This is a genomic window from Nonomuraea sp. NPDC003727 (genome assembly GCF_053586935.1).
Genome location: NZ_JBSFNE010000003.1, coordinates 166631 through 189097, shown reverse-complemented (window position 1 = coordinate 189097; position 22467 = coordinate 166631). Strand labels below are relative to the sequence as shown.

Below are 22467 nucleotides of genomic sequence, written 5' to 3'. Positions count from 1 at the left end.
ACCGACTATTCGGCGGCCTGCAGCTTGGTCAGGCGGTTCTCGTACATGCGCACGACGTCCGGGCGGGCGGTGGTGGCCTTCTCGTAGGCGAGCAGCTCCTCGATCTGGGTGACGGACTTGCCGCGCATCCTGGCCCGCAGCGAGGCGACGCTGAGGTCGGCGTACCCGGCCAGCGGCTCGACCGGCACGCTCGCCTCCACGGTGGCCGTGGTGGCGGCCGCGGCCTTCGCCAGCTCGCCGTCGGCCTCCTCGACGCTCACCGGCTGTACGGCAGGCGCGGCGGCCTCGGGCTCGGCGGTGTCGGACTTGGCGGCCTCAGGCTTGGCGGCGGGCTTGGCGGCCTCGGGCTCGGCGGTGTCGGACTTGGCGGCCTCAGGCTTGGCGGCGGGCTTGGCGGCCTCGGGCTTGGCGGTGTCGGGCTTGGCGGCCTTGGGCTCGGCGGTGTCAGGCTCGGCGACGGCCGTCGCGACAGGCTCGGCCACCGGCTGCCGGGCGGTCGGCTGCTCGGTAACCGGCTGCTCGGCCACGGCCGGGGCGGCCTGCTCGGTGGTCGTCGCCGAAGCGGCCTGGGGCTCGGCGGTCCTGGCAGCGGGCTCGGGCTCGGCGGGCTTTGCGGTGGGCTCGGCGGTCTTGACGGCGGTGCCGTTCGCCGACTCCTCCTTCGCGGGGGTGAAGATGACCGGCTCGGGCCGTTCCGCCGCCTTCTCCTTGCGCGGGGCGAAGATGACGGGCTCCCTGCGGGCCGGCTTCTCCTCGTCCTCGACGCCGGACGCCGGCTGATCCGCCACCGGAGAACGCTCGCTCTCGTCGTCCTCCTTGTTGCTCCCCAGCCCCTTGACGGCGTTCTTCACGCGGTCGGCGAGCAGCAGCGCCTGGCCCGCGGCGCTGAGCGTGGTCTGGATGACGAAGAGCGGCAGCTCCTTGGCCTTCTCCTTGAGCTCTTCGCGATTGGTGACAGTTTTAGCGATGTTGCGGACAACGTCACTGAGAGACATGCCGGCTCCCTGGGAGGTCTGTTGTGGTGGGCCAGTCTGGCAAACTCCCGCGCGCGGCGTGACACGGGCGGCCGGGTGGCCTCTTCCACGTAGCATAGGAACATGGAGCCAAAGACCCCCGCCCGACGTGTACTCGTAGCCAAACCGCGCGGTTACTGCGCCGGTGTGGACCGTGCGGTCGAGGCGGTCGAGAAGGCCCTCGAGCAGTACGGCGCCCCTGTCTACGTCCGCAAGCAGATCGTGCACAACACCCACGTCGTCAAGACGCTCGAGGAACGTGGCGCGATCTTCGTCGAGGAGACGGCCGAGGTCCCCGAGGGCGAGATCGTGGTCTTCTCCGCCCACGGCGTCTCCCCGATGGTCCACGCCGAGGCCGAGCAGCGGCGCCTGCGCACCGTCGACGCCACCTGCCCGCTCGTCACCAAGGTCCACAACGAGGCCAAGCGGTTCGCCGGCCAGGACTACGACATCCTGCTCATCGGGCACGAAGGCCACGAAGAGGTCGAGGGCACCGCCGGTGAGGCGCCCGACCACATCCAGCTCGTCGACGGCCTCGACTCCGTCGACCGGATCCAGGTGAAGGACCCGAGCAAGCTGGTGTGGCTCTCCCAGACGACCCTCTCGGTCGACGAGACGATCGAGACGGTCACCAAGCTCAAGGAGCGCTTCCCGACCCTGATCGACCCGCCGAGCGACGACATCTGCTACGCCACCCAGAACCGCCAGGTCGCGGTGAAGGAGATCGCGGCGCAGGCGCAGCTGGTCATCGTGGTCGGCTCCGACAACTCCTCCAACTCCAAGCGCCTGGTCGAGGTGGCCAAGGGGGCCGGCGCGGCGTCGTACCTGGTCGACAACGCCTCCTTCATCCAGGACGCGTGGCTCGACGGGGTCAGCACGGTCGGTGTGACCAGCGGCGCCTCGGTGCCCGAGGAGCTGGTCGACGGGGTGCTGGCGTACCTGGCGGGGCACGGGTTCGCCGACGTCGACGAGGTCGAGTCGGTGAAGGAGAGCATGCGCTTCGCCCTGCCGCACGAGCTCCGCAAGGACCTGCGGGCCGGCTGATCCCGGCCTGCCCGGTACCGGTTCACGGGAAGGGCGCCCGCGGCTGTCCGCGGGGCCCTTCCCGTGCTCGGTGAAGGAGCGAGGCGGGAGTTCGGGGCCGCCGCACGCGGCCGTGAGCCGGGGGCGGTCAGTCCTCGGGGGAGCGCGGCGTGCCGTACACGCGGGGCTCGAAGTAGCCCTCTGGCTCCGGCACGAAGCTCTGGTCCTTGGGCTGCCGGGGGCGGGGCACGTCCACGCCCGCCCGCAGCTCCTCCCGCAGTTCCCTGACGTTGCCCGGCAGCCCCCGCTTCAGCGCGATCCCGAGCACCAGCGCCGACCCCGCGAACAGCCATGGGGCGCCCGCCGACAGCGACGTGAACAGCCCCAGGGCGAGCGCCTGCACCAGCGAGCCGTTGCCGAGCGCCCGGCCCAGCTCGACGATCAGGGTGGCGCCGAAGAACACCATCGGTGGCGTGACCACCAGCGACAGCAGCTCGCGCGGGTTGACCAGGATGACGCTGACCAGGCACGAGCCGATGAACGTGAGCCCGACCACGATCGGCAGGTCGAGCAGCGCGGCCAGGACGTATCCCGCCAGCGTGCCGATGAGGACGAGCGCGATGGCGCCGCGGGCGGTCAGCCTGACGGCCGAACGCGTGCCTTTGTCACTCATGAGCCCGCCCCCTTTACCGGCGACCTACCATCATCGTGCTTCAGGACAGGTCGCCAGCCAACTTACCGTTCGCGTGCGGGATCAGAGACGAGGTTTCCAGCAGTTCGGGGGAGGCCAGCGGCCGCGGGAGGCCTTCCAGCATGTCGGGGGAGCCGAGCTCGCCGTCCACGACGCCCAGATCGTGCAGTTTGCGAGCGGTGACCAGGACCCTGGTCTCCAGCGAACCGACCGTCTTGTTGTAGCTCTCGACGGCCCTGCTGAGCGCCTTGCCGAGCGACTCGACGTTGCGGCCGAGCGACGACAGCCGCTCGTACAGCTCCTTGCCGAGCTCGAAGACGGCGCGGGCGTTCTCGCTGAGCGCCGCCTGCTGCCAGGCGTAGTGGGCGGTGCGGAGCATGGTGATCAGCGTGGTCGGGGTGGCGATGTGGACGCGCTTGGCCATCGCGTACTCCAGCAGCCCTGGGTCGCGTTCGAGGGCGGGGGCCAGGAACGCCTCGCCGGGGATGAACAGCACCACGAACTCGGGCGAGGGGTTGAACGACTGCCAGTAGGACTTGGCGGCCAGGCGGTCGATGTGCTCGCGGACGTGCCGGGCGTGGGCGTCGAGGCGGACACCGGCCAGTGACTCGTCGCCCGCCTCGGCCGCCTCCAGGTAGGCGGCGAGCGAGACCTTGGAGTCGACGATGATGTTCTTGCCGCCCGCCAGCCGTACGACCATGTCGGGGCGGTGGGCGCCCTCGACGACCTGCTCGTCGAAGTCGCAGAAGCGCTGCATCCCCGCGATCTCGGCCACCCTGCGCAGCTGCAGCTCGCCCCACCTGCCCCTGGCCTCGGGCCGCTGCAGCGCCCGGACCAGGGCGGTGGTCTGGGAGCGCAGCTGTTCGTTGCTCTGCCGGACGAACTCCATCTGCTGGGTCAGCTCGGCGCGGGCGGCGCGCTGGCCGGACTCGGTGTCGCGCAGCTGCGTCTCCACCCGCCCCAGAAGGTCCTTGAGCGGCTCGACCAGGTGCTCGACCGCCTGCCTGCGCTGGTCGAGGTCGCCGGTCGCCTCGGCGCGGCTGGCGGCCAAGCGGGTCTCGGCCAGTTCGAGGAAGCGGATGTTGTTGACGTCGAGCGCGCGCGTCGACAGCGCCTGGAACCGCTCGCTCAGCTGCTCCTCGACGTAGACGAGCTTGTCGGCGGCGGCCTTGGCTCGGGCGTCGGCCTCCGCCACCCGTACGGCGGCGCGGGTCCTCGCCAGCAAGAAGCCGACCGCCAGTCCGAGTGCCAGGCCGATGAGCAGCGAAGCGACGTCCATTGTCGGCATCTTTCCAGGGGGCGACCGCTCCGGCGCGCTCGACACGCCTTCCGCATTCCGCTTGTGCGGACGCGCCTTCGTCACCCACAGTACCCATATGATTACCGGCTCGAAGATGACGGTCGCGCTCGCGGCCACGGCCGTCGTGGCGGCGCTCGTGGCCGCGGCGGCGGGAGCGGTCATCGCCGGCCGCGTCGGCGACGCCGGGCGCCCCGCGCCGCCGGGCTCGCCGGCGCGGGGCACGCTGGTGTGGACACCGGGCGCCTGCGTGAGCAAGACCGGGGTCAGGTTCGACCTCACCGCCTGCAACGGCGGCCATGCCGAGGTGCTGGCCATGGAGGCCGATCCGCGGCGCTGCCCCCTCGACACCGACGAGATCGCCCGCGTCGACGGCGGCAGGATCGCGTGCCTGCAGTACTTCCTGGAGCCCCACCCGGGCGCGGGCGGCGCCGGTGGCGGACTGCTGCGGGCCGGTGACTGCCTCGACCGCGAGGGCCGCGAGCTGCCCTGCGCCACCCCCGGCTGGTACGGCAGGGCGGTGGCCGTCGTCGCGCGCATGGACCACTGCCCGCGCGGTACGGCCGACGCGCTCGCGATGGAGGGCCAGGCGGTGTGCCTGGCCCCCGGCGGCAAGGTGCTGGCCGAGGGCGCCTGCGTCGACGAGGAGGTGCGCAAGGTCGGCTGCGGGTCGGGGCGGGCGTGGGCCCGCGTGACCGCCTTCGGCAGGTCGGGTGGCGACTGCCCGGTGGGCTCGGATCGTTACGTCACGGCTCGCGGGGCGTATCGGCCGGTGACCTGCCTGCGTCTGATGGCCGGGTAAACTCCGTCCACGTGAGCCTCAGCATCGGCATCGTCGGCCTGCCAAACGTCGGCAAGTCCACCCTGTTCAACGCCCTGACCAAGAGCGCCAACGCGCTCGCGGCCAACTACCCGTTCGCCACGATCGAGCCGAACGTGGGCATCGTGGGCGTGCCCGACGACCGCCTGGCCACCCTTGCCGAGATCTTCGGCTCCGCCAGGATCCTGCCGGCCAAGGTGGAGTTCGTCGACATCGCGGGCCTGGTGCGGGGCGCGTCCGAGGGGCAGGGCAGGGGCAACCAGTTCCTGGCCAACATCCGCGACACCGACGCCATCTGCCAGGTCATCCGGGTCTTCACCGACCCCGACGTGACGCACGTCGACGGCGAGATCTCGCCCAAGCGCGACATCGAGACGATCAACACCGAGCTCATCATGGCCGACCTGCAGACGGTCGAGAAGGCCATCCCGCGCCTGCAGAAGGAGGCGCGCACCAACAAGGACAAGAAGGCCGCGCTCGAGGCCGCCGAGGCCGCGCTGAAGGTCCTGGAGACCGGCAAGACGATCTTCGAGAGCGGGCTCGACCGCGCCGAGGTGCGTGACCTCCACCTGCTGACGGCCAAGCCGTTCCTCTACGTCTTCAACCTCGACGCCGACGAGCTCGTCGACACCGCGCTCAGGCAGCAGCTGTCGGAGCTGGTGGCGCCCGCCGAGGCGGTGTTCCTCGACGCCAAGATCGAGTCGGAGCTCGTGGAGCTGCCCGAGGAGGAGGCGCTGGAACTGCTGCAGTCGGTGGGCCAGGAGGAGTCGGGGCTGTCGCAGCTGGCCAGGGTCGGGTTCGAGACGCTGGGGCTGCAGACCTACCTCACGGCGGGGCCCAAGGAGACCCGGGCGTGGACGATCCGCAAGGGCGCCACGGCTCCAGAGGCCGCCGGCGTCATCCACACCGACTTCCAGCGCGGGTTCATCAAGGCCGAGGTCGTCTCCTTCGAGGACCTGGTCGCGTCGGGGTCCATCGCGAACGCCAGGTCGGCGGGCAAGGCGCGCATCGAGGGCAAGGACTACGTGATGCGCGACGGCGACGTGGTGGAGTTCCGCTTCAACGTGTGATCCGTCCCGGTGCGACCGGAGGCCGGGAGAAGCCCCAACTGGGGACGAGTTCCACGGCCTCGGTGAAACCGGGACAGTATGGGGCGTCAACCCCTTCCAACCCTGGCGCGTCGAATCGTCACGGCGATCACGCTGACTCGGGAGGACAGATCATGATTCGTCGCATACTCGGGAACCGGCGCCCCACGACGCCCTCGTTGGCGAGCATCAGCCTGGAGGAGGAGCTCGCCCTGCTCCGGGTCGAGCTGATGTACGGCCTGCGTGTCAACAGGGAGGCCTACCTCCGCAGGAAGATGGAGGAGCGGGAGGAGGTCGTGCGCCGGATGCACCACCGCGACGCCCAGGCCATGCTCGCCGACCTGCGCGGCCGGCTCGAGAGGGTCAAGCCGCAGAACGACGCGCCGAGAGTGATCGATCTGCGAACTCGCCGCCACCTGCGTCCGGTCGACGGCCCCGAGACGGCCTGATCACCCCCGCTGACCAGCGCTCCTGTCCCCGAACGGGCAGCCGCATATACCAAATGTGTGGTTCGAGACAGTGCCTATGCCCTTTGGACAGCAATCCCTGGCCGTCCGGTAATGCAGGCCACCTGTCTGGCCTGGTCACACGCCAATTCCACAGGAATGGGACAGGAACCGGCACTCCGTCCTGTCATGCCCACTCGGTTTGCCCACACGCGGCGATGCCTGCAGCATAGGCGTGGCTTTCCTGGAACAATTGGCGGGACTCGATAGGGTGACTGCTTCGCCACGGATGATGCGACATCGCGCCAGCCGGGGGGATCGGCGCGAGCGGAGGCGTGATGGCTCGTAGGTCAACTGTCCACGGTCCTCGGATCGCTGGCGACCCCGAGCTTTCGGCATACCCGGACTTCGACCAACCCCCCGCGGGCGGCAGACGGGCGGGCAAGCGCGGCGGCTGGTCAGGTGGCGGCGGACGCTGGCTCGTCTGGACCGGCCGCGCCATTCTCTGGGCGCTTATTGTGGTTATCGTGGTCAACGGGGTTCGTGCACCATTTGAGCGATTCACTCAGCCGAGCACTCCAGCGGCGAATGTCCCCTCGCCGACGGGCCAGGCATTTCCCGCCGAGCGCGCCTCGGCGTTCGCCACCCAGTTCGCCAGCATCTATCTGAATATGAAGTCCGAGGAGCTCGACCAGCGCAGCAGGCAGCTCGCGCCGTACCTGCCGAGCACCGACGACCCGCAGTGGGGCTGGGACGGCTACGGCCGCATGTTCGCCGCCAACCTGCAGCCCTTCGGGGTGGAGACCGTCGACGCCGACAACGCGGTCGTCACGCTGACCTTCCAGTCGGGCGCCCGCCGCTTCCTGCTGTCGGTGCCCGTCTACCACTCGGGCGGCCGGTTCGTGGTCTCGGGCCGTCCCGCGCTGCTGCCCGCTCCCGGGGCCGCGGAGCTGCCCCAGGTGGCCCAGCCGGAGGGTGACGAGGCGGCGGAGGCCGAGCTGCGACCGCAGCTGCAGGGCTTCTTCAAGGCGTACGCCGACGGCAGCTCCGACCTGTCCCGCTACCTGGTCGCGGGCAAGGGCCTGCCGAGTTTCGGAGGGGCCCTCTCCTTCGTCGAGCTCAAGAGTGTCGTGGTGCCTGTGGGGGGTGCCACCCGAGAGATCCAGGCGGTCGTGGTGTGGGGCGTGCCGACCGGCGCCACCCCCTCGGCCACGCCGGGCGCGGCCGAGGCCGGTGTGTCCGGCGGCCGCCTCGAGCAGGCCTACCGCCTCACGGTCGAGAAGCAGGGCGACAAGTGGTACGTCGAAGACATCCGCGGCGCCGGTCGGGCCGTTGGATAGACGCACGGCCACGCCGCTGATCGATACCCCCCGGGAGGACCAAGAGTGAAAACCATCATCCTGCACCTGATCGAACTGGCGACGCCGTCACCCGCCCCGACCGGTCCCGACACCGCCGGGCTCGCCAACATGCTGCGCGGCTTCTTCGCCCCGCTCTTCCTCGTCGTCGTCTCGATCGTCGCGCTGTTCTTCCTCTTCACCCGCGAGATCACGAGATTCGTACAGTTCCTGATTCTGGCCGTGGCGATCGGCGTGATCTTCTACGTTCCCAACATCATCGAAGTCACGGCCAAGGCGATCGCGGGGGCTCTCGGCATCAAGTGAGCACCGCTCCCTGGCGATATCGGCAGGGTTGAGACCGCGCCCGCGCGGTCATGGAACGAAGGGCAGCGGCGGCTGCCAGCGAGGGCGGAGAGGAGGACCGCGTGGACCTGCCTACCTACACGAACATCTGGCGCATCGAGAAGCGGCTCTACAAGCTGTACGACCTTCGGCTGCCCATGCCGCTCCCCATCGTCTGGATCGGCGTGTTCGCCGGCGTGCTCGCCCCGTGGTCCCTGCTGCTCTGGCTGGTCGGCATCGGCTTCGAGGCGCCGTGGCACGTGCTCTACCTCGTGCCGCCGGGCATCGTGACGTGGCTGTCCACCCGCCCCGTCATCGAGAGCAAGCGGCTCACCGAACTCCTGCAGTCCCAGCTGCGCTACATGGGCGAGCCGCGCTCGTGGTGCCGCCTCATCCCCACCGCCGAGCCCGAGAGCGTCACCTTCTCCGGCAGGGTCTGGCGCGCCGCCCCCGCTCCCGTCCGCGTCAAGGCCAAGGCGAAGGCCGGCGCGCACAAGCGCCGCGCCGTCCCCGCCGCGGTCAAGGCCCGCCAGGTACGGCCCGCCGTCGCGGCGGCCGCCGCCGCGGCCACCCACGCTCCCGTCGCCCCGCCCGCCGCGGCCACCCACGCGCCTGTCGCCCCGCCCGCCGCGGCCCGGCCCGCCTGGGGCGGCGCCACGGGCCGCCGCCAGGGCGTCGCCCCCGCCCTGCCCTCCGCCGACGTCGAGTCGCCGTTCCCGCCCGACACCCCGGTACGGCACGCGGAACCGGCCCGGGTGGCCGACGAGATCGCGGTGGCGGCTCCGGCGGCCGGTGTGGCGACCCCGGACGACGGCCTGGCCGTCGAGGGCGACGCGCTCCCGCACATCGGTGAGGTGTCGGAGACCGGAGCGCCCGTCGCCCAGGACGACGACGCGCACGTCGACGCCACCCACGGACCCGGCAAGCACACCGAGGGTCGTGCCGGTGCGGGGTCCGAGGCCCAGGCCGGTGGTGGACGTGCCGGTGACGGGTTCGAGCCGCGGGCCGGTGGCGGTCGTGCCGGTGACGGGTTCGAGACGCAGGCCGGGGTGTCGCCGGTCCGGTGGGGGTCCAGGATCGAGCCCGGTCCCACCGAGGCGTCCGCCCAGACGCCCGCCGCGCCCGCCAAGCCCATCGGCGCTGAGGCGCTGCGCCGGCTGCGCCGGCTGGCGGCCACAGCGGACGCCCCCGACCAGCCGTCCCGCCCCGAGCCCGCCCCCACCCAGACTTCGGTCACCCGTGCCGCGACCGCTCGCCACGAGTCCAAGGCGCCTCGGCCCCAGGCCGCCCGGCCGGAGCTCGAGGTGACCCCGGATGCGGCCGCGCCCGTGACGGCGGCGGCCAGGGCCGAGGAGAGCCCGGCCGAGGAGAGCCAGGCCGAGGGCGTCCCCGTCGTCGAGGCCGCGTTGTCCGAGCTTCCGCCCGCCCAGGAGACCACCGCCGACAAGTCCGACCCCGCCGAGCAGGGCACCGGCCGCCACAGCGCGGACAAGCAGGGCACCGGCAAGCAGAGCGCCGACGAGCAGAGCGCCGACGAGCAGAGCGCCGACAAGCAGGGCGTCGGCGAGCGCGGCGCCGACAAGCAGGGCGCCGGCGAGCGCGGCGCCGGTAGGCAGGGCGCCGACGAGCAGACCACTGCCAAGCAGGGCACCGACGAGCAGGACACCGCCAAGCACGGCGTCGACGGGCAGGACACCGCCAAGCACGGCGCCGGCGAGCAGGTCGAGGACCAGGCCAGAGACCAGCACCGCAAGGGCCAGCCCCCGCTGACCACCGCCGTCGTGTTCCAGGGCCAGGTCAGGCCGACCATCCCCTCGATCGTCCCTGGCACGCGCCCGCCCCAGCCTCCTGCCCAGTCCGGCCGGCAGGCCCAGTCGCCGCCCCCCATGAAGCCCTCCACGAAGCCCTCCATGAAGTCCCCCGTGACGCCCCCCGAACGTCGCCCGAACCCGCAGCCCACACCGGCCGCCCAGAGCGCCCCGCCGCTCAACATCAGGGCCGTCCAGGCGCCGACCACGCCGGGCGGGGCCGTCCCCGGACGGCGTGACGAGCCGCGCGTGCGCAGGGTCGAGTCGGTCGTCGGCCGCGACTCCTCCGGCGGGTGGCGCAGGCTCGCCCAGGTGGTGGTCGGCGGTGGCGGCAGCCGTACGGACGGGTCGGAGATCGACGAGGCGCGGACGCGCGCGGTGTTCGGCGGCGGCAGGAGGATCGTGGTGCTCGGCTGCACGGGCGGCGCGGGCCAGAGCACGACTGCGCTGATGCTCGGCCACACCTTGGCCCAGTACCGCGACGACCGGGTGCTCGCGGTCGACGCCAGCACCGGCGGCAGCACGCTGACCAGCCGCATCAAGGCCGAGTCGCCCGAGACGCTGACCAGCCTGCTGTCGGGGCTCGACCAGGTCAACGGCTATCTCGGCATGCGCGCGTTCACCACCCGCACGGGCAGCGGCCTGGAGGTCGTGGCGGCCGACACCGACAGCGGCGCCGAACAGCGACTCGCCGACCGCACGCTCTACTCCGACCACCGGCTCGGCCAGGCGATGCACCTGTTCGACCACCACTACAAGCTGACCGTTCTGGACCCGGCGCCCTCGCTGGCGGCCCGCGTCCTGCCGTACGCCGACCAGCTGGTGCTCGTCGTCCCCGCCAGCGAGGACGCGGCTGAGGCGGTGGCGATGACGTTCGAGTGGCTCGACGGCCACGGCTGTGCCGACCTGCGCAGGCGCGCGGTCATGGTGGTCAACGGGGTGAGCCGCCGCAGCATGGTGGACGTGGAGCAGGCCGAGGCGGTGGCGCGCGGGAGGTGCCGGGCCATCGTCAGGGTGCCGTGGGAGGACGACCTGGCGCAGAGCCGTACCGAACCGGTGGAGCCAGAACAGCTACGACAGGCGGGACGGCGGGCCTACCTCGCTCTCGCCGGGGTCGTGATCGCGGGTTTCGCGTCAGCACAGAGCACCCGTTCCAGCGAGGAGGAACTGGCCCAGTGACCCCCAGGGCACCCAACGAGGAGCGTGCCAGGTCGGCTGCCATCGCATCCGGACACCGGCACGACGGAGGTATGGCGGTCTGATGAGCACGCTTCTTGCCGGTCAGCGGGGCTCATGCGCGGAGGGGGCGGCATGAGCAGGGCGACTCGGGCGCACCAGCGTCTGGCGGTCCGATACTTCGACGACCGCATCCTGCTCACCGAGGGCTCCGCGTGGGCCTACTTCCGGTTGCCGACGGTCAGCTACGAATTCGTCACTCCGGAGGAGCGGGAGGCGCTGGCCACCAACATCACGATCGCGCTGGCGGCGATCCGCATGCCGGACGCCGAGGTGCATCTCAGGGTCGCGCACCGCACCTATCCCGCGGCCGAGTGGGCGATGGCGCTGAACGGCACCTCCGACGAGGGTCCTGGCTGGCGCGACTACCTGGAGGAGATGTACCGGCACGTCTGGGCGAAGGACTTCTGGTCGAAGGAGGTCTACCTCGGCGTACGGCTCGGCCCGCGCGGCCGCCAGCTCGGCGCGGGCGTGCTGGCGCAGCTGTTCGGGTTCTACCAGCGCAGCGAGAAGGCGCTCGGGCTCGAGGACGACCACGTGCCCGACGGCGAGCTCGCCCGCTGGACCGAGCAGGCCGAACGGCTCGGCCGGGCGCTGGCCTCCAGCGCCCTCTACGCCCGCCACGCGACCTCGGGCGAGGTGGCGTGGCTGTTCAGGCACGCGGCGACCGCCTCGCTCGGCGACCCGCCGGCCAGCGCGAGCCCGAAGCGGCGCTGGGGCAGGGGCGAGATCGAGTCGCTGGTCGAGGGGCAGATCCACAACGGCAGGTCGTTCCTGCGCATCGCGCAGCCGCAGGGCGACTCCTACGTGGCGCACCTGTCGTTCGCCCGCTTCCCCGACCTGATGCCCTTCCCGGACGGCGAGCCGTGGATGCACTTCGCCGACCAGCTGCCCTTCCCCGTGGAGATCTCCAGCCGGATGCGGCTGATCCCGCCGGTCAAGGCGTCCAAGGACGTCGCCCGCAAGCTCGCCCACGCCCGCGACATGGACATCCACATCCGTGAGGCCGGCGCGGAGGCGCCGATCGCGCTGGCCGAGCAGATCGACGCGGCCCGCATGCTGGAGCACGGCATCACGAAGGAACGCCTGCCCTTCGTCTACGGCTGGCACCGGCTGATCGTGAGCGCCCCGACCGAGGAGATCTGCCTGCAGCGTGTCGAGGCGGTCGTCGAGCACTACCGCGACATGGGCATCGACATCGTCAACTCCACGGGCGACCAGTTCTCGCTGTTCTGCGAGGCGCTGCCGGGGGAGAAGGTGACGGTCAACGCCTACGCCCAGCGCCAGCCGCTGCGCACGATCGCCGGTGGCATGGCGACCGCGACCGTCGACCTGGGCGACCGGATCGAGACCGAGGCCGGCTGGCACGGCCCGTACATCGGCGAGACGGTGGGCCGCGCCCGCAGCATCGTCCACTTCGACCCGCTGGTGGCCGCCGCCCGCAACCGGCCGACGGCCATCGCGATCACCGGCGAGCCCGGCGGCGGCAAGACGACGCTGGCGCTGCTGATGATCTATCAGATGGCGCTGCGCGGGGTCACCGTCGCGGTGATCGACCCCAAGGGCGACGCCGAGTCGCTGGTACGGCTGCTGCAGAAGCGCGAGCGCAAGGCCCGCATCATCCCGCTGGGGTCGGCCGCGCCCGGCCTGCTCGACCCGTTCTCGTTCGGCGACGACATCGCGGCCAAGAAGACCATGGCCACGGAGACGCTGCGGCTGCTGCTGCCGCGCATGTCGGAGGAGCGAGAGTCGGCGATGATCCAGGCGGTGGCGGCCGTCTCCAACGCGCCCGACCCCTCGCTGGGCAAGGTGGTCGACTTCCTGGAGCAGGCCGGCGACGCGGCGTCGAAGAACCTCGGCGCCGTGCTGCGCTCGATGTCGGAGATGCACCTGGCGAGGCTGTGCTTCGACGCCTCCGGCGGGGAGCAGATCGACAGCGAGGGCTGGACGACCGTCTTCACGCTCGGCGGCCTCACCCTGCCCGACGCCACCACGGCGCGCGACGACTACTCCTATGAGCAACGCCTGTCGGTCGCGCTGCTCTACCTGGTCTCGCAGTTCGCCCGCAGGTTGATGAACGGCCTCGACCGGCGCGCGCCCAAGGCCATCTTCCTCGACGAGGCGTGGGCGATCACCTCCACGCCCGAGGGCGCCAAGCTGGTGCCCGAGGTCAGCCGGATGGGCCGCTCCCGCAACACCGCGCTCGTCCTGGTCTCGCAGAACGCGGGCGACCTGCTCAACGAGCAGGTGACCAACTGTCTCTCGTCGGTCTTCGCCTTCCGCTCCACCGAACGGGTGGAGGTCGGCCACGTCATGGCGCTGCTCGGCGTGGAGGCCTCGGAGGAGCACAAGGCCGTGCTGCGGTCGCTGGGCAACGGGGAATGCATTTTCCGTGACCTCGATGGCAGAGCGGGCCGCATCGGCGTAGACCTGATCTCCGACGAGCTGCTCAGGTGGCTCGACACGAACCCGACGCACGACAAACCCGGGGAGAACGTGCATGATCAGATTCGCGGGGGAGTGACCGGAGCCCAGGAGGTACGTTCATGAAGGGCCGACTAGGTCGGCGGCTGACGTTGGCGCTGGTGCTGCTCATCGGCATCGTCGCGCTGCCCATCGCCCTGCCCTCGGGCACGGCGGCCGCCGCCGCTCCGTTCTGTGACCTTTCACCCGACCTCGCCCCGCAGCTCGTCGACAGCGGTGTCGACGGCCTGCTGCAACCGCCGCCGCCGGAGGGTACGGCGGCGGCGCCGCAGGCGACGACCAACTACGCCCGTTACGGCATGGCCGGCCTGTTCTGGCACACCGACGGGCTCGGCTGCAGCGACGTCGCGGCCGTGCTCGGCAACACGTGGGCGAACATGATCTTCGACTGGGCCAAGGCCGTGGACCGGTTGACGATCACCACCTACCAGGCCGCGGCCACCGAGGGCCCGCTGCAGTCGATCAAGGACGTGGTCGACGACATCGTGGAGAACCTCGCCGCCGCGATGTACTGGCCCTTCCTGCAGCCGATCATCATCCTGGCCGCCATCTGGCTGGCCTGGTACGGACTGTTCAGGCGCAGGGCGTCGGTCACCACCGAGGCCGTCGTCTGGATGGTCATCGCGGTCACCGCGGCCGTGTGGTTCTTCAGCCGTCCCGGCGACTTCACCGGGCTCGGCAAGATCGTTACGGACAAGACCACCGAGGTGGTCAACCAGGCCTTCTCCGGGCTGCCCGGCGCGGGCGGGACCTCGTGCCTGCCGGCCAAGGGCGCGCAGGGCGACAAGCCGGTCGAGGGCGGCTACGCCAGGACCGGCGTGCCGAGCGTCGACCAGAACGCCGACGCGCTGTGGTCCACGCTGGTGTGCAGGCCGTGGCTGGTCGGCCAGTTCGGCACCTCCGACCCGAACGCGCCCGTCATCCGCGACTTCGGCGCCAAGCTCCTCGACATCCAGGCGATCGACAAACAGGAACAGGCGGGCCAGCCGCCCAGCAGCACCGCCCACCAGGCGGCCTACAACGAGATCGCCGAACCGCTGCGCACCACGCCCATCTACTTCCTGTTCCAGGGCAAGGACTGGAGCGGCAGGCTCGGCATCGCCATCGGCGCGCTGCTGGCCGCGCTCATCGCCGGGCTCCTGATCTTCCTGGTGGCCGTCTCGCTGCTGGTGCTCAAGGTCGGCTTCCTGCTGTTGCTGATCCTGGGGCCGGTCTTCCTGCTCATCGGCGTCCATCCGGGCAGCGGCCGGATCATCGCGATGCGCTGGGTCGAGATGCTGATCGGCATGCTGCTCAGACAGGCCGTGCTGGCGCTGGTGCTCGGGGTGCTGGTGTACGGCTACGCGCTGATCATGGCCACGGCGCTGCCATGGGGCATCCAGATCCTGTTCATGGCGCTGCTGACGATCGCGGTGTTCTTCTACCGGCGACCGTTCCAGCACCTGTTCGCCTCGATGAGCGGCCACACGCTCACCACCAGGATGCTCGGCGAGGCCGCCTCCGCGCCGACCCTGGAGCGCGCCGCCAACGTGCTGCCGCCCGTCGCCATCACCAAGGCCGGACGCTGGGGCCTGCGCAAGGCCGAACCGTTGATCCAGGCGGCCGCGGCGGGCAGTACCGCGGGGGCCACGGCTGTGGGCGCGGCCGTCGCCCAGGGCAGGGTCAGGGGCGAGGAGGGCGCGGCGGCCAACGCGCAGGCCGGCACCAGGGTGCCGGCGCCGCTGGCCACCGACGCCGAAGGCAAGGCGGGCGCCAGGCCCGCCGCCGCGCAGCGCACCGGCGCGGCACCCCCGCTCAACCTCGGCCCGGGTGGCCGCGCCACCCCGCCCACCCGCACGGGCACCGGCGGCGTCTCGTCGGCGCTGTCCGCCGGCGCCGGATCCGGCACCGGATCCGGCGCAGCCACCTCCGGTGGGTCCAGGACCGGCGGCTCGGGCGGTTCCCGCGGATCGGGCTGGTTCGGCAGCAGGTCGGGCGGCGGCTGGGCCGCCACGGGCGGCTCCAGCGGTACGGCAGGCGGCTCGCGCTCGGGCCGCGGCGTCCGCTCGTCCGGTGGGCTGTTCGGCGGCGGCTCGGGCTCGTCCTCTTCGCGTGGCTCGTCGGGCTCGCGCGGCTCGTCCTCGTCGCGCGGGTCGTCGGGCTCGCCGGCCGGGCGCGGCCCGATCGGCTCGTCCGGTGGCGGTCGTCCGGCCGAGGCCCCGCAGGCCCGTTCGGTTGAGCCGCCGCCGCTGTGGCTGCCCAGCCGTAAGAGCGAGGGCAGGAGCGACGAGCCGCCCGTGCCGTTCTGGCTGCGACCCAACAGCTCCGACAAGGATTGACGATGGCACAGCTGGGTGACAGGAGAGGGCTGGCCTTCGCCGCGATCGTGCTGGTGCTGGCGGCGGTCGGGCTCTTCGTCACGATGTGGCCCACCTCGGACGAGCCCGTGCCCGCCGCCGGTCAGGAGGCGGCGGGCCGTACGGGGTCCGGGGCCTCGGCGGCGCCCGCCGCCGTCACCCCGCTGGCCACGGCGAGCGACGCGCCCTTCGACATCTACTCCTACCTTCCGATGACCAAGCAGGAGCTGGCCGCGGCGGCGGACCTGGCCGTGCGCTTCGCCGCCGCCTACGGCAGCTTCCGCTACGACGAGGAACCGGCCGCCTACGCCGACCGGCTGAAGGTGTTCACCACCGCCGACCTGGCCGAGGTGCTGACGCGGACCGTCACCTCGCCGGGCACCGTCGAGGCGAACAGGACCGATCAGGTGGTCTCGCAGGCGACCGCGAAGGTCAAGGAGATCAGGCAGGTCGACAGGACCTCCATCGTCTTCGTCGTCACCGGCACCAGGCAGGTGTCGGCCAAGAGCGGGTCGACCAGGCGCGACGAGGACTACGCGGTGACCGTGCAACAGATGGGCTCCGACTGGCGGGTCTTCGACCTGCAGCCCGCCGACCAGGGGCAGGACGGAGACAGCTCCGGGTGAAGTTCTCCTCCCGCACGAAAATCGTCGGGGCGCTCGGGCTCGCCGGGCTGGTACTGGTGACGCTGATCATGTCCCCGATGCTGATGACCAGCTTCCCCTCCTTCATCAGTGACGGCAGTCTTTCCGACTGCGAGGAGATCACGCAGGCGGACGAACCGGCCTCGGAAGGGGCGACAGCCGACATTCCCCCCGATTACCTGGCGCTCTACCAGAAGTTCGGCAAGCAGGTGGGCGTCCAGTGGACGATTCTGGCGGCCGTGGGCAAGCGCGAGACCGACCACGGCCGCTCCACGCTGCCCGGCGTGCAGAGCGGCACCAACTACGCCGGCGCCGCCGGGCCGATGCAGTTCCTGGTGAGCACGTGGGGCGGGGCCAAGCGCATCCCGATCCCGTCGGAGTTCAACGGGTACGCCTCGGACGGCGACGGCGACGGCTGGGCCGACATCTACAACCCGGCCGACGCCATCCTGGGCGCGGCCAAGATGCTCAAGCGCAACGGGGCCCCGGAGAACGTGCGGCGGTCGCTGTTCGTCTACAACCGGGCGTGGTGGTACGTCGACCAGGTCGAGGAGATCGCGCGCAAGTACGCCGCCGACGGCGAGGTCAAGGTGCCGCCGCAGGCCGACGCCGGATGCGACGAACCGCTCATCGAGGCGGCGCCGAGCGGCGTGGTGGCGAGGATCCTCGCCTACGCGCTCGACCAGCGCGGCAAGCCGTACCTGTGGGGCGGCACCGGGCCCGACGCCTTCGACTGCTCCGGCATCATCTACATGGCCTACCGGAGCGTGGGGCTGACGATCCCCAGGACGACGTTCGGGCAGTGGCCGTTCGGGGTGAAGGTGCCCGACGGGCAGGAGCAGCCCGGCGATCTCGTCTTCTTCAACGCGGGGCCAGGAACCAGCGCCGACAATCCCGGACACGTCGGGATGGTGGTGTCGAAGGGGAAGATGGTCGAGGCGCGCTGCCGGTTGTGCGGCCCGATCAAGGTCACCAGCTATCGGGGCAGGGACGCCATCGTCGGATTCACCAGGCCGCTGGAGAACCCGGCCGTCAAGGAGCAACTGGCCAAGCTCACCCCCGTGTTGTAGCGCTGTGATCCTTCACCAACCGTTGGCCTTCCGTCCCCTGCCCCGGCGCAGGGGCGGATGCGTAAGGTTGGGAGGCTCGAAGGCAAGGAGATGCGATGGCGGTTCTGGTGGTGGGCGCGGCGATCATCGCCGACGGCAGGTTGCTGGCGGCGCAGCGAGCAGAGCCACCCGAGCTGGCGGGCGGCTGGGAGTTCCCCGGAGGCAAGGTCGACGAAGGGGAGAACGACATCGACGCGCTGGTCAGGGAGTGTCACGAAGAACTCGGCGTGATCATCCGGGTCGGCGAGCGCGTGGGCGGCGACTGGCCGCTCGGCGACGACTACGTGATGCGGGTGTGGTTGGCGTCGCTGGTCTCCGGCACGCCCCAGACCAAGGAGCACCTGGCGCTGCGTTGGCTCGCGCCGGAGGAGTTCTACGACGTGCCGTGGCTGGCGGCCGATCTGCCGGTGGTCAAGGTTGTGGAGACTCTGCTGCGAGAGGATTAATCCACTCCACTGCGTGACATAACCACTACGCAGTGTATTTGTTGGCGCGTCCCGTCTCGGGGGAAAAGCGGAGAAGCGCAGTGAGTTGGTGGCGTCGTGCCCAGATAGCGTCGGCTGTCGGATCAGGGGCGCTGATCTTGGCGACCACGGCCACGACGTCGGCGGTCGAGGCTTCGGAGATCGAGGTACCTTCTGCGGGGGTTTCCCGCGAAGGGCTGATCGAGCTCAGAGTGGAGCGGGTGGCCGATCCGGACGTGGGTCGATGGTTGCGAACCGGTGATGTGCTGCGCTTCAGGGTGGCCGTGGAAGGTCCGGCACGGGACACCAGTTTGGCGGTCACGGCCCAGCCGGCGCGGGCGCTGTCGCAGGTGACGTGCGCCGCGTCGCCCGCCACCGGAGCTGACGCCGTCACCGGAGGAGCGGACGCCGCGCCCGGCGCGGGGTCGGCCGTCGACGGTGCGGGCTCGGCCGGAGGCGCAGGGTCTCCGGCGGGCTCGGTCTCTGTGGATGTCGCGCCGGGTGCGGGTTCCACCGGTGGGGGTTCCACCGGTGCGGGAGGCACGGGCTCCGCGGGGGCCGGTGCAGGGATGTGCCGGTTCGGGGACGCCCAGGGAGAACGGGCGGCCGATGTCAGGCTCACCGTGCCCGAGGGTGCGAGAGAGGTCGTGCTGACCGCGGAGGCGCAGGCACGACAAGGCGCCGACGGCGTTCCGGAGCGGGTCACCAAGACGACCACGATCCCGGTCGCTTCTCTGCCGCTGCCGTGGTTCGCCGAGCCGCGCCCGGCGAACTATCCCGTCCCCATGTTCGCCGAACCGCGTCCCGCGAACTATCCGCTGCCGGTCTTCGCGGAGCCGCGTCCCGCGAACTACCCCGTGCCCCTGTTCGCCCAGCCGCGCCCGGCGAACTACCCGGCGCCGGGATCGGCCGATTCGGGCTCGGGGAACGTCCCGCCGGCGTCCGCCGAGTCGCGCCCGGCGCAGGCGTCCGCCGACTCGCGCCCGGGGAACGTACCGGCGCAGGCGTCCGCTGCCTCGCGCCCGGGCAGCTACCCGGCGCAGGCGTCCGCTGAGCCGCGCCCGGCGAACTATCCGGCATCAGGGGCCGCTGAGCCGCGTCCGAGGAACTACCCGGCACCAGGGCCAGCCGGACCGCGCTCGGCGAACCCGCTGCCGTGGTTCGCCGAGCCGCGCCCGGTCAACTACCCGCTGGCGGGCTTCGCCGAGCCGCGTCCGGTGCGGCATCCCTCGCCCGGATCCGTCGATCCGCGCCCGATGTTGCTCGCTCCCGGTGACGCGCGGCCTGCGCAGGCCGCCGAACTGCCGGAGGTGTCCGAGGGCGCGGGCGGGGGCGCGGACTCGCGCGCCCAGGCCCAGGGGGCGGATGGCGGTGTCCGGGGTGGACCGGTGCGCCGCGTCGACGACGGCGGCAGGGGCACGACGGCGTGGAGCGCGGGGGAGGCGACCCGGCAGCCCAGAACCCTGCCCCACCCTGCCGGGGTCGGAGCCCAGGCCATGACCGGTGTTCAGCCGTCCGTGACGGGCGTTCAGCCGTCCGTGACCGGAGTTCAGTCGCCTGCGACGGGCGTTCAGCCGCCCGTGACCGGAGTTGGGTCGCCCGTGACCGGAGTTGGGTCGCCCGTGACCGGAGTTGGGTCGCCCGTGACCGGGGCCGGGGTCCAGTCGCCTGCGACCGGGGTCCAGCCGCCGGGGGTGAGCGCGCGGTCGTCTGCGACAGGTATGCGGCTTCCCAGGTCCAGGGCCGTGACGGGCAGGAGGCTGCCGAGGACGGGCGTCAAGGCGCCTGCCACGGGCGCCCTGCCTGCCGCCACCGGGCTGCAGCTCCCGGCTACCCGGTCTTCCGGCAGCGGCGTGCAGTCTCCCGTCACGGGGATTCAGACGCCCACCAGTGGGGTGCGGTCTCTCGCCACCGGGGTTCAGACGCCGGCGACCGGCGTCCGGTCCCCGGCCACGGGCACGAAGACCCCCGCGACCGGCGTTCGGTCTCCGGTGACGGGGTCGAAGGCTCCGGCGACTGGCGTTCGGTCTTCGGTGACGGGGTCGAAGACTCCTGCCACTGGTGTCCGGTCTCCGGCCACGGGCACGAAGGCTTCCGCTGGCGTTCAGTCTCGTGGCACGGGGACGAAGAGTCCGGCCACCGGGGTCAAGGCCCCCGCGACGAGCCGGTGGGCCGCGGAGGCGACGCCGATGACCGACGCGGCGCTGACCGGGGCGCAGGAGGCGCAGCAGGCGTCGGGTGGATCGGCGTTGCGCCTTCCGCAGGTCGCGCCCGAACAGTCGGCGGCGAGCTCGCCGTCCGTCATGGCGGCGCCGCTGGCCCGCGAACTCGCCGTCTCGCCCGCGAAGCCGCAGGCCGCGAGGAGGACCGATCTCACCACAGGGCTGAACGGCCTGCCGTACGTGGGGGGCGGCATTCTGGTGCTGCTCGCCGCGTTGTGGGGCGTCGCGCGGGCCCAGCGGAGCCGCGGTGTCAGGAAATCACAGCCGATGTCGTAAATCGGACTTTGCGCTGACATTTACCGTCCTAGTATTCTCGTTGACCAAGGTTTCGGGAATGCGCGGAGGGCAGCGGTGGCACCCAGGCGACTGACGGCCGTCTCCGCCCTGCTGCTCTCCTTAGGGATCAGCGGCGGCGTCGTGCTCGCGGCGGTCCCCCTCATCAGCCAGGTCGCCAGCGCGTCGGTCGTGGCACGCGACCCGGGAGACGCGATCCCGCCGTGTGACGCGGGTGAGGCCTGCGAGCCGACCGAGGTCGTCACCACGGTCACGATCACCACCACGCTCGGGTCGCCGACGCCTACGCCGACCGATCCCGTCACGACCGTGACGACCACGGTGACGCCGTCGCCGACGAAGACCAGCAAGGCGCCCGAGCCCGAGAAGACCACGGCCAAGCCGCCGGCGACGCAGGCTCCGCCCGTCCAGCAGCCGCCGCCGGTGGTGCCCTCGACGGACGTGAGCGTGCCGTCGGCCCCCGCGGACACCGCCGAGGAGACGCCGACGTTCTCCTTCCCGACCGTGCAGGACGACACGCCCTCGCAGGCGCCGAGCGAGCCCACGACGGCTGTCTCCGATTCCGAGGAACTGGTGGTGCGCAACGCCGCACCGGAGTACGACCAGACCACGCTCAGCCGCAAGCTCGGCATCCCCGCGCTGGTGCTGGTCCTGCTCGCGTTGTTCGCCGTGCTCATCTTCGAGGGACGGCTGCGCAGGATGGCCCACGCCGCCGCCGTCCGCAGGGCCGGGCCGCAGCAGCCAGGACACCACCGGGGCGAGCCCGCCGCCGAGCCGTACGGCGGCTACCCGGCCGGACCCGGTTTCGCGGGCCCTGTCCCGGCCTACGCGCCGATCATCAGCTTCGTGCCGGTGCAGACCTACCCGGGCGGTCCCGCCCAGTACCAGCCGGTCTACCAGCACCCGTTCCCGCAGGACCCGTCGATGTACGGCCAGCCGGGTCCGACGGCCGACTACTCCGCGCAGGCGGGGCACCCGCAGCCCGGGTACCCGCACCCCGAGTACGCCCAGCAGGAATACCCGCACCCCGAGTACACCCAGCCGGAGTACACCCAGCCGGAGTACGTCCAGCCCGAGTCCGTGGAGAGCCACGACCAGCCGGCCGGCGACTTCGACGCCTTCAAGCCGCGCGAGTTCCACGTGGCCGGCGACGACCCGCTGCCTCCTGACCTGGCGCCGGGGCAGCAGCCGCAGTACCGCGACCTGTTCGAGCCGCTGGTTCCGCCGGACCAGCCGTCGCTCGGCGACATCCCGCCGGGCGGTGACGCGCCCTACGACGATCCGCACCACAAGGGTCAGGCGGGTGGCCCGACGATCGTCGAGGCGGGCGACGCCGAGCCCTGGAAGCTCGACGACGCCGCTCCCGCGGCCGAGGACCGCACGGCGATCCTTCCCCTGCGCGACGTCGACGACCACCGCGAGTTCTGACCGGCCACAGACCCGGACCGGCCCGTGCGCCTGGCGTCCGATTGAAGGGCGCTCGGGGCTCAGCGAGCGTGTGACGGCCTGCCGGGGGTGATCGGTCACTGGATCGCCGTGTGATGGTTCCCCACGTGGTCGGCTCGGCGGGTGTCGACGGCCTGCCGGGGATGACCCGAGCGTACGTCGGGTCCCAGCGGGTGCCTGACGGGCTTGCCGGGTGGGTCGGTGCGTGGCCCCGGTGTGCGCCTGACGGGGCGCCGTGGCGGTGGGAGGCGAAGTCCTGCTGGAGGAGCGCACGGTGACGGGGGCGAGCCCACGACGGCGGTCGGCGCGTGACCCGGCGGCAGCCGTACCGGAAGGAGCCGAGGAGCCTGCTGTACTGGAAGGA

General features: G+C 71.7%; 17 protein-coding genes. 14 read left to right on the top strand and 3 right to left on the bottom strand.

The window, feature by feature from the left end; genetic code table 11:
* Window positions 1-5: 5 nt before the first annotated feature.
* The gene (locus tag ACWDLG_RS09620; RefSeq protein ID WP_449917873.1) at window positions 6-995 is read right to left on the bottom strand and encodes a hypothetical protein; all 990 of its coding nucleotides are present in this window, start codon (window positions 993-995) and stop codon (window positions 6-8) included.
* A gap of 102 nt (window positions 996-1097) precedes the next feature.
* On the opposite strand from ACWDLG_RS09620, the gene ACWDLG_RS09615 reads away from it, so the two are divergent.
* Window positions 1098-2057 (top strand): 4-hydroxy-3-methylbut-2-enyl diphosphate reductase, encoded by a 960-nt coding sequence (locus tag ACWDLG_RS09615; RefSeq protein ID WP_449917872.1) that lies wholly within the window; start codon window positions 1098-1100, stop codon window positions 2055-2057.
* 127 nt (window positions 2058-2184) lie between these two features.
* On the opposite strand, the gene ACWDLG_RS09610 is transcribed toward ACWDLG_RS09615, so the two are convergent.
* Together ACWDLG_RS09610 and ACWDLG_RS09605 are read right to left on the bottom strand one after the other, a co-directional pair.
* Entirely contained in the window at window positions 2185-2709 is a 525-nt protein-coding gene (locus ACWDLG_RS09610; protein ID WP_449917870.1) for a DUF6542 domain-containing protein, read from the bottom strand.
* Window positions 2710-2749: 40 nt separating this feature from the next.
* Entirely contained in the window at window positions 2750-4006 is a 1257-nt protein-coding gene (locus ACWDLG_RS09605; RefSeq protein WP_354905756.1) for a DNA recombination protein RmuC, read from the bottom strand.
* A gap of 97 nt (window positions 4007-4103) precedes the next feature.
* Here ACWDLG_RS09605 and ACWDLG_RS09600 point away from each other — a divergent pair, with 97 nt between their 5' ends.
* The 13 genes from ACWDLG_RS09600 to ACWDLG_RS09540 all read left to right on the top strand — a co-directional run bounded on the left by ACWDLG_RS09600 (window position 4104) and on the right by ACWDLG_RS09540 (window position 22085).
* Window positions 4104-4826 (top strand): hypothetical protein, encoded by a 723-nt coding sequence (locus ACWDLG_RS09600; protein ID WP_449917868.1) that lies wholly within the window; start codon window positions 4104-4106, stop codon window positions 4824-4826.
* Window positions 4827-4837: 11 nt separating this feature from the next.
* A complete protein-coding gene (gene ychF / locus ACWDLG_RS09595) occupies window positions 4838-5914 on the top strand; it encodes a redox-regulated ATPase YchF (protein ID WP_449917866.1) in 1077 nt (358 codons plus the stop codon).
* Window positions 5915-6066: 152 nt separating this feature from the next.
* A complete protein-coding gene (locus tag ACWDLG_RS09590; RefSeq protein ID WP_354905760.1) occupies window positions 6067-6381 on the top strand; it encodes a hypothetical protein in 315 nt (104 codons plus the stop codon).
* 668 nt (window positions 6382-7049) lie between these two features.
* Window positions 7050-7718 (top strand): conjugal transfer protein, encoded by a 669-nt coding sequence (locus tag ACWDLG_RS09585; RefSeq protein ID WP_449917863.1) that lies wholly within the window; start codon window positions 7050-7052, stop codon window positions 7716-7718.
* Window positions 7719-7763: 45 nt separating this feature from the next.
* Window positions 7764-8042 (top strand): hypothetical protein, encoded by a 279-nt coding sequence (locus ACWDLG_RS09580; RefSeq protein ID WP_354905764.1) that lies wholly within the window; start codon window positions 7764-7766, stop codon window positions 8040-8042.
* Window positions 8043-8143: 101 nt separating this feature from the next.
* Window positions 8144-11047: a TcpE family conjugal transfer membrane protein gene (locus ACWDLG_RS09575; protein WP_449917861.1), complete on the top strand. Its 2904-nt coding sequence runs from the start codon at window positions 8144-8146 to the stop codon at window positions 11045-11047.
* A 132-nt stretch (window positions 11048-11179) separates the two neighbouring features.
* The gene (locus ACWDLG_RS09570; RefSeq protein WP_354905767.1) at window positions 11180-13654 is read left to right on the top strand and encodes an ATP-binding protein; all 2475 of its coding nucleotides are present in this window, start codon (window positions 11180-11182) and stop codon (window positions 13652-13654) included.
* Window positions 13651-15906: a type IV secretion system protein gene (locus ACWDLG_RS09565; RefSeq protein WP_449917859.1), complete on the top strand. Its 2256-nt coding sequence runs from the start codon at window positions 13651-13653 to the stop codon at window positions 15904-15906. Before ACWDLG_RS09570 ends, ACWDLG_RS09565 begins: the two co-directional genes overlap by 4 nt.
* A gap of 2 nt (window positions 15907-15908) precedes the next feature.
* Window positions 15909-16550, top strand: a complete 642-nt coding sequence (locus tag ACWDLG_RS09560) for a hypothetical protein (RefSeq protein WP_449917856.1) — start codon at window positions 15909-15911, stop codon at window positions 16548-16550.
* Window positions 16547-17638, top strand: coding sequence for an NlpC/P60 family protein (locus tag ACWDLG_RS09555; RefSeq protein ID WP_449917854.1), 1092 nt, complete (start codon window positions 16547-16549; stop codon window positions 17636-17638). The genes ACWDLG_RS09560 and ACWDLG_RS09555 overlap by 4 nt, the downstream gene beginning before the upstream one ends.
* A 95-nt stretch (window positions 17639-17733) precedes the next feature.
* Entirely contained in the window at window positions 17734-18123 is a 390-nt protein-coding gene (locus ACWDLG_RS09550; protein WP_354905774.1) for a (deoxy)nucleoside triphosphate pyrophosphohydrolase, read from the top strand.
* A gap of 2207 nt (window positions 18124-20330) precedes the next feature.
* Window positions 20331-20639 (top strand): hypothetical protein, encoded by a 309-nt coding sequence (locus tag ACWDLG_RS09545; RefSeq protein ID WP_449917851.1) that lies wholly within the window; start codon window positions 20331-20333, stop codon window positions 20637-20639.
* Between the two features lie 75 nt (window positions 20640-20714).
* On the top strand, window positions 20715-22085 hold the full coding sequence (locus tag ACWDLG_RS09540) for a hypothetical protein (protein WP_449917848.1): 1371 nt from the start codon (window positions 20715-20717) through the stop codon (window positions 22083-22085).
* Window positions 22086-22467 lie beyond the last annotated feature (382 nt).

Bases quoted from the DNA above. Each gene is read 5' to 3' on its own strand.
- ACWDLG_RS09620 (WP_449917873.1), bottom strand. From the start codon at position 995: ATGTCTCTCAGTGACGTTGTCCGCAACATCGCTAAAACTGTCACCAAT.
- ACWDLG_RS09615 (WP_449917872.1), top strand. From the start codon at position 1,098: ATGGAGCCAAAGACCCCCGCCCGACGTGTACTCGTAGCCAAACCGCGC.
- ACWDLG_RS09610 (WP_449917870.1), bottom strand. From the start codon at position 2,709: ATGAGTGACAAAGGCACGCGTTCGGCCGTCAGGCTGACCGCCCGCGGC.
- ACWDLG_RS09605 (WP_354905756.1), bottom strand. From the start codon at position 4,006: ATGGACGTCGCTTCGCTGCTCATCGGCCTGGCACTCGGACTGGCGGTC.
- ACWDLG_RS09600 (WP_449917868.1), top strand. From the start codon at position 4,104: ATGATTACCGGCTCGAAGATGACGGTCGCGCTCGCGGCCACGGCCGTC.
- ACWDLG_RS09590 (WP_354905760.1), top strand. From the start codon at position 6,067: ATGATTCGTCGCATACTCGGGAACCGGCGCCCCACGACGCCCTCGTTG.
- ACWDLG_RS09585 (WP_449917863.1), top strand. From the start codon at position 7,050: ATGAAGTCCGAGGAGCTCGACCAGCGCAGCAGGCAGCTCGCGCCGTAC.
- ACWDLG_RS09570 (WP_354905767.1), top strand. From the start codon at position 11,180: ATGAGCAGGGCGACTCGGGCGCACCAGCGTCTGGCGGTCCGATACTTC.
- ACWDLG_RS09565 (WP_449917859.1), top strand. From the start codon at position 13,651: ATGAAGGGCCGACTAGGTCGGCGGCTGACGTTGGCGCTGGTGCTGCTC.
- ACWDLG_RS09560 (WP_449917856.1), top strand. From the start codon at position 15,909: ATGGCACAGCTGGGTGACAGGAGAGGGCTGGCCTTCGCCGCGATCGTG.
- ACWDLG_RS09550 (WP_354905774.1), top strand. From the start codon at position 17,734: ATGGCGGTTCTGGTGGTGGGCGCGGCGATCATCGCCGACGGCAGGTTG.
- ACWDLG_RS09545 (WP_449917851.1), top strand. From the start codon at position 20,331: ATGACCGACGCGGCGCTGACCGGGGCGCAGGAGGCGCAGCAGGCGTCG.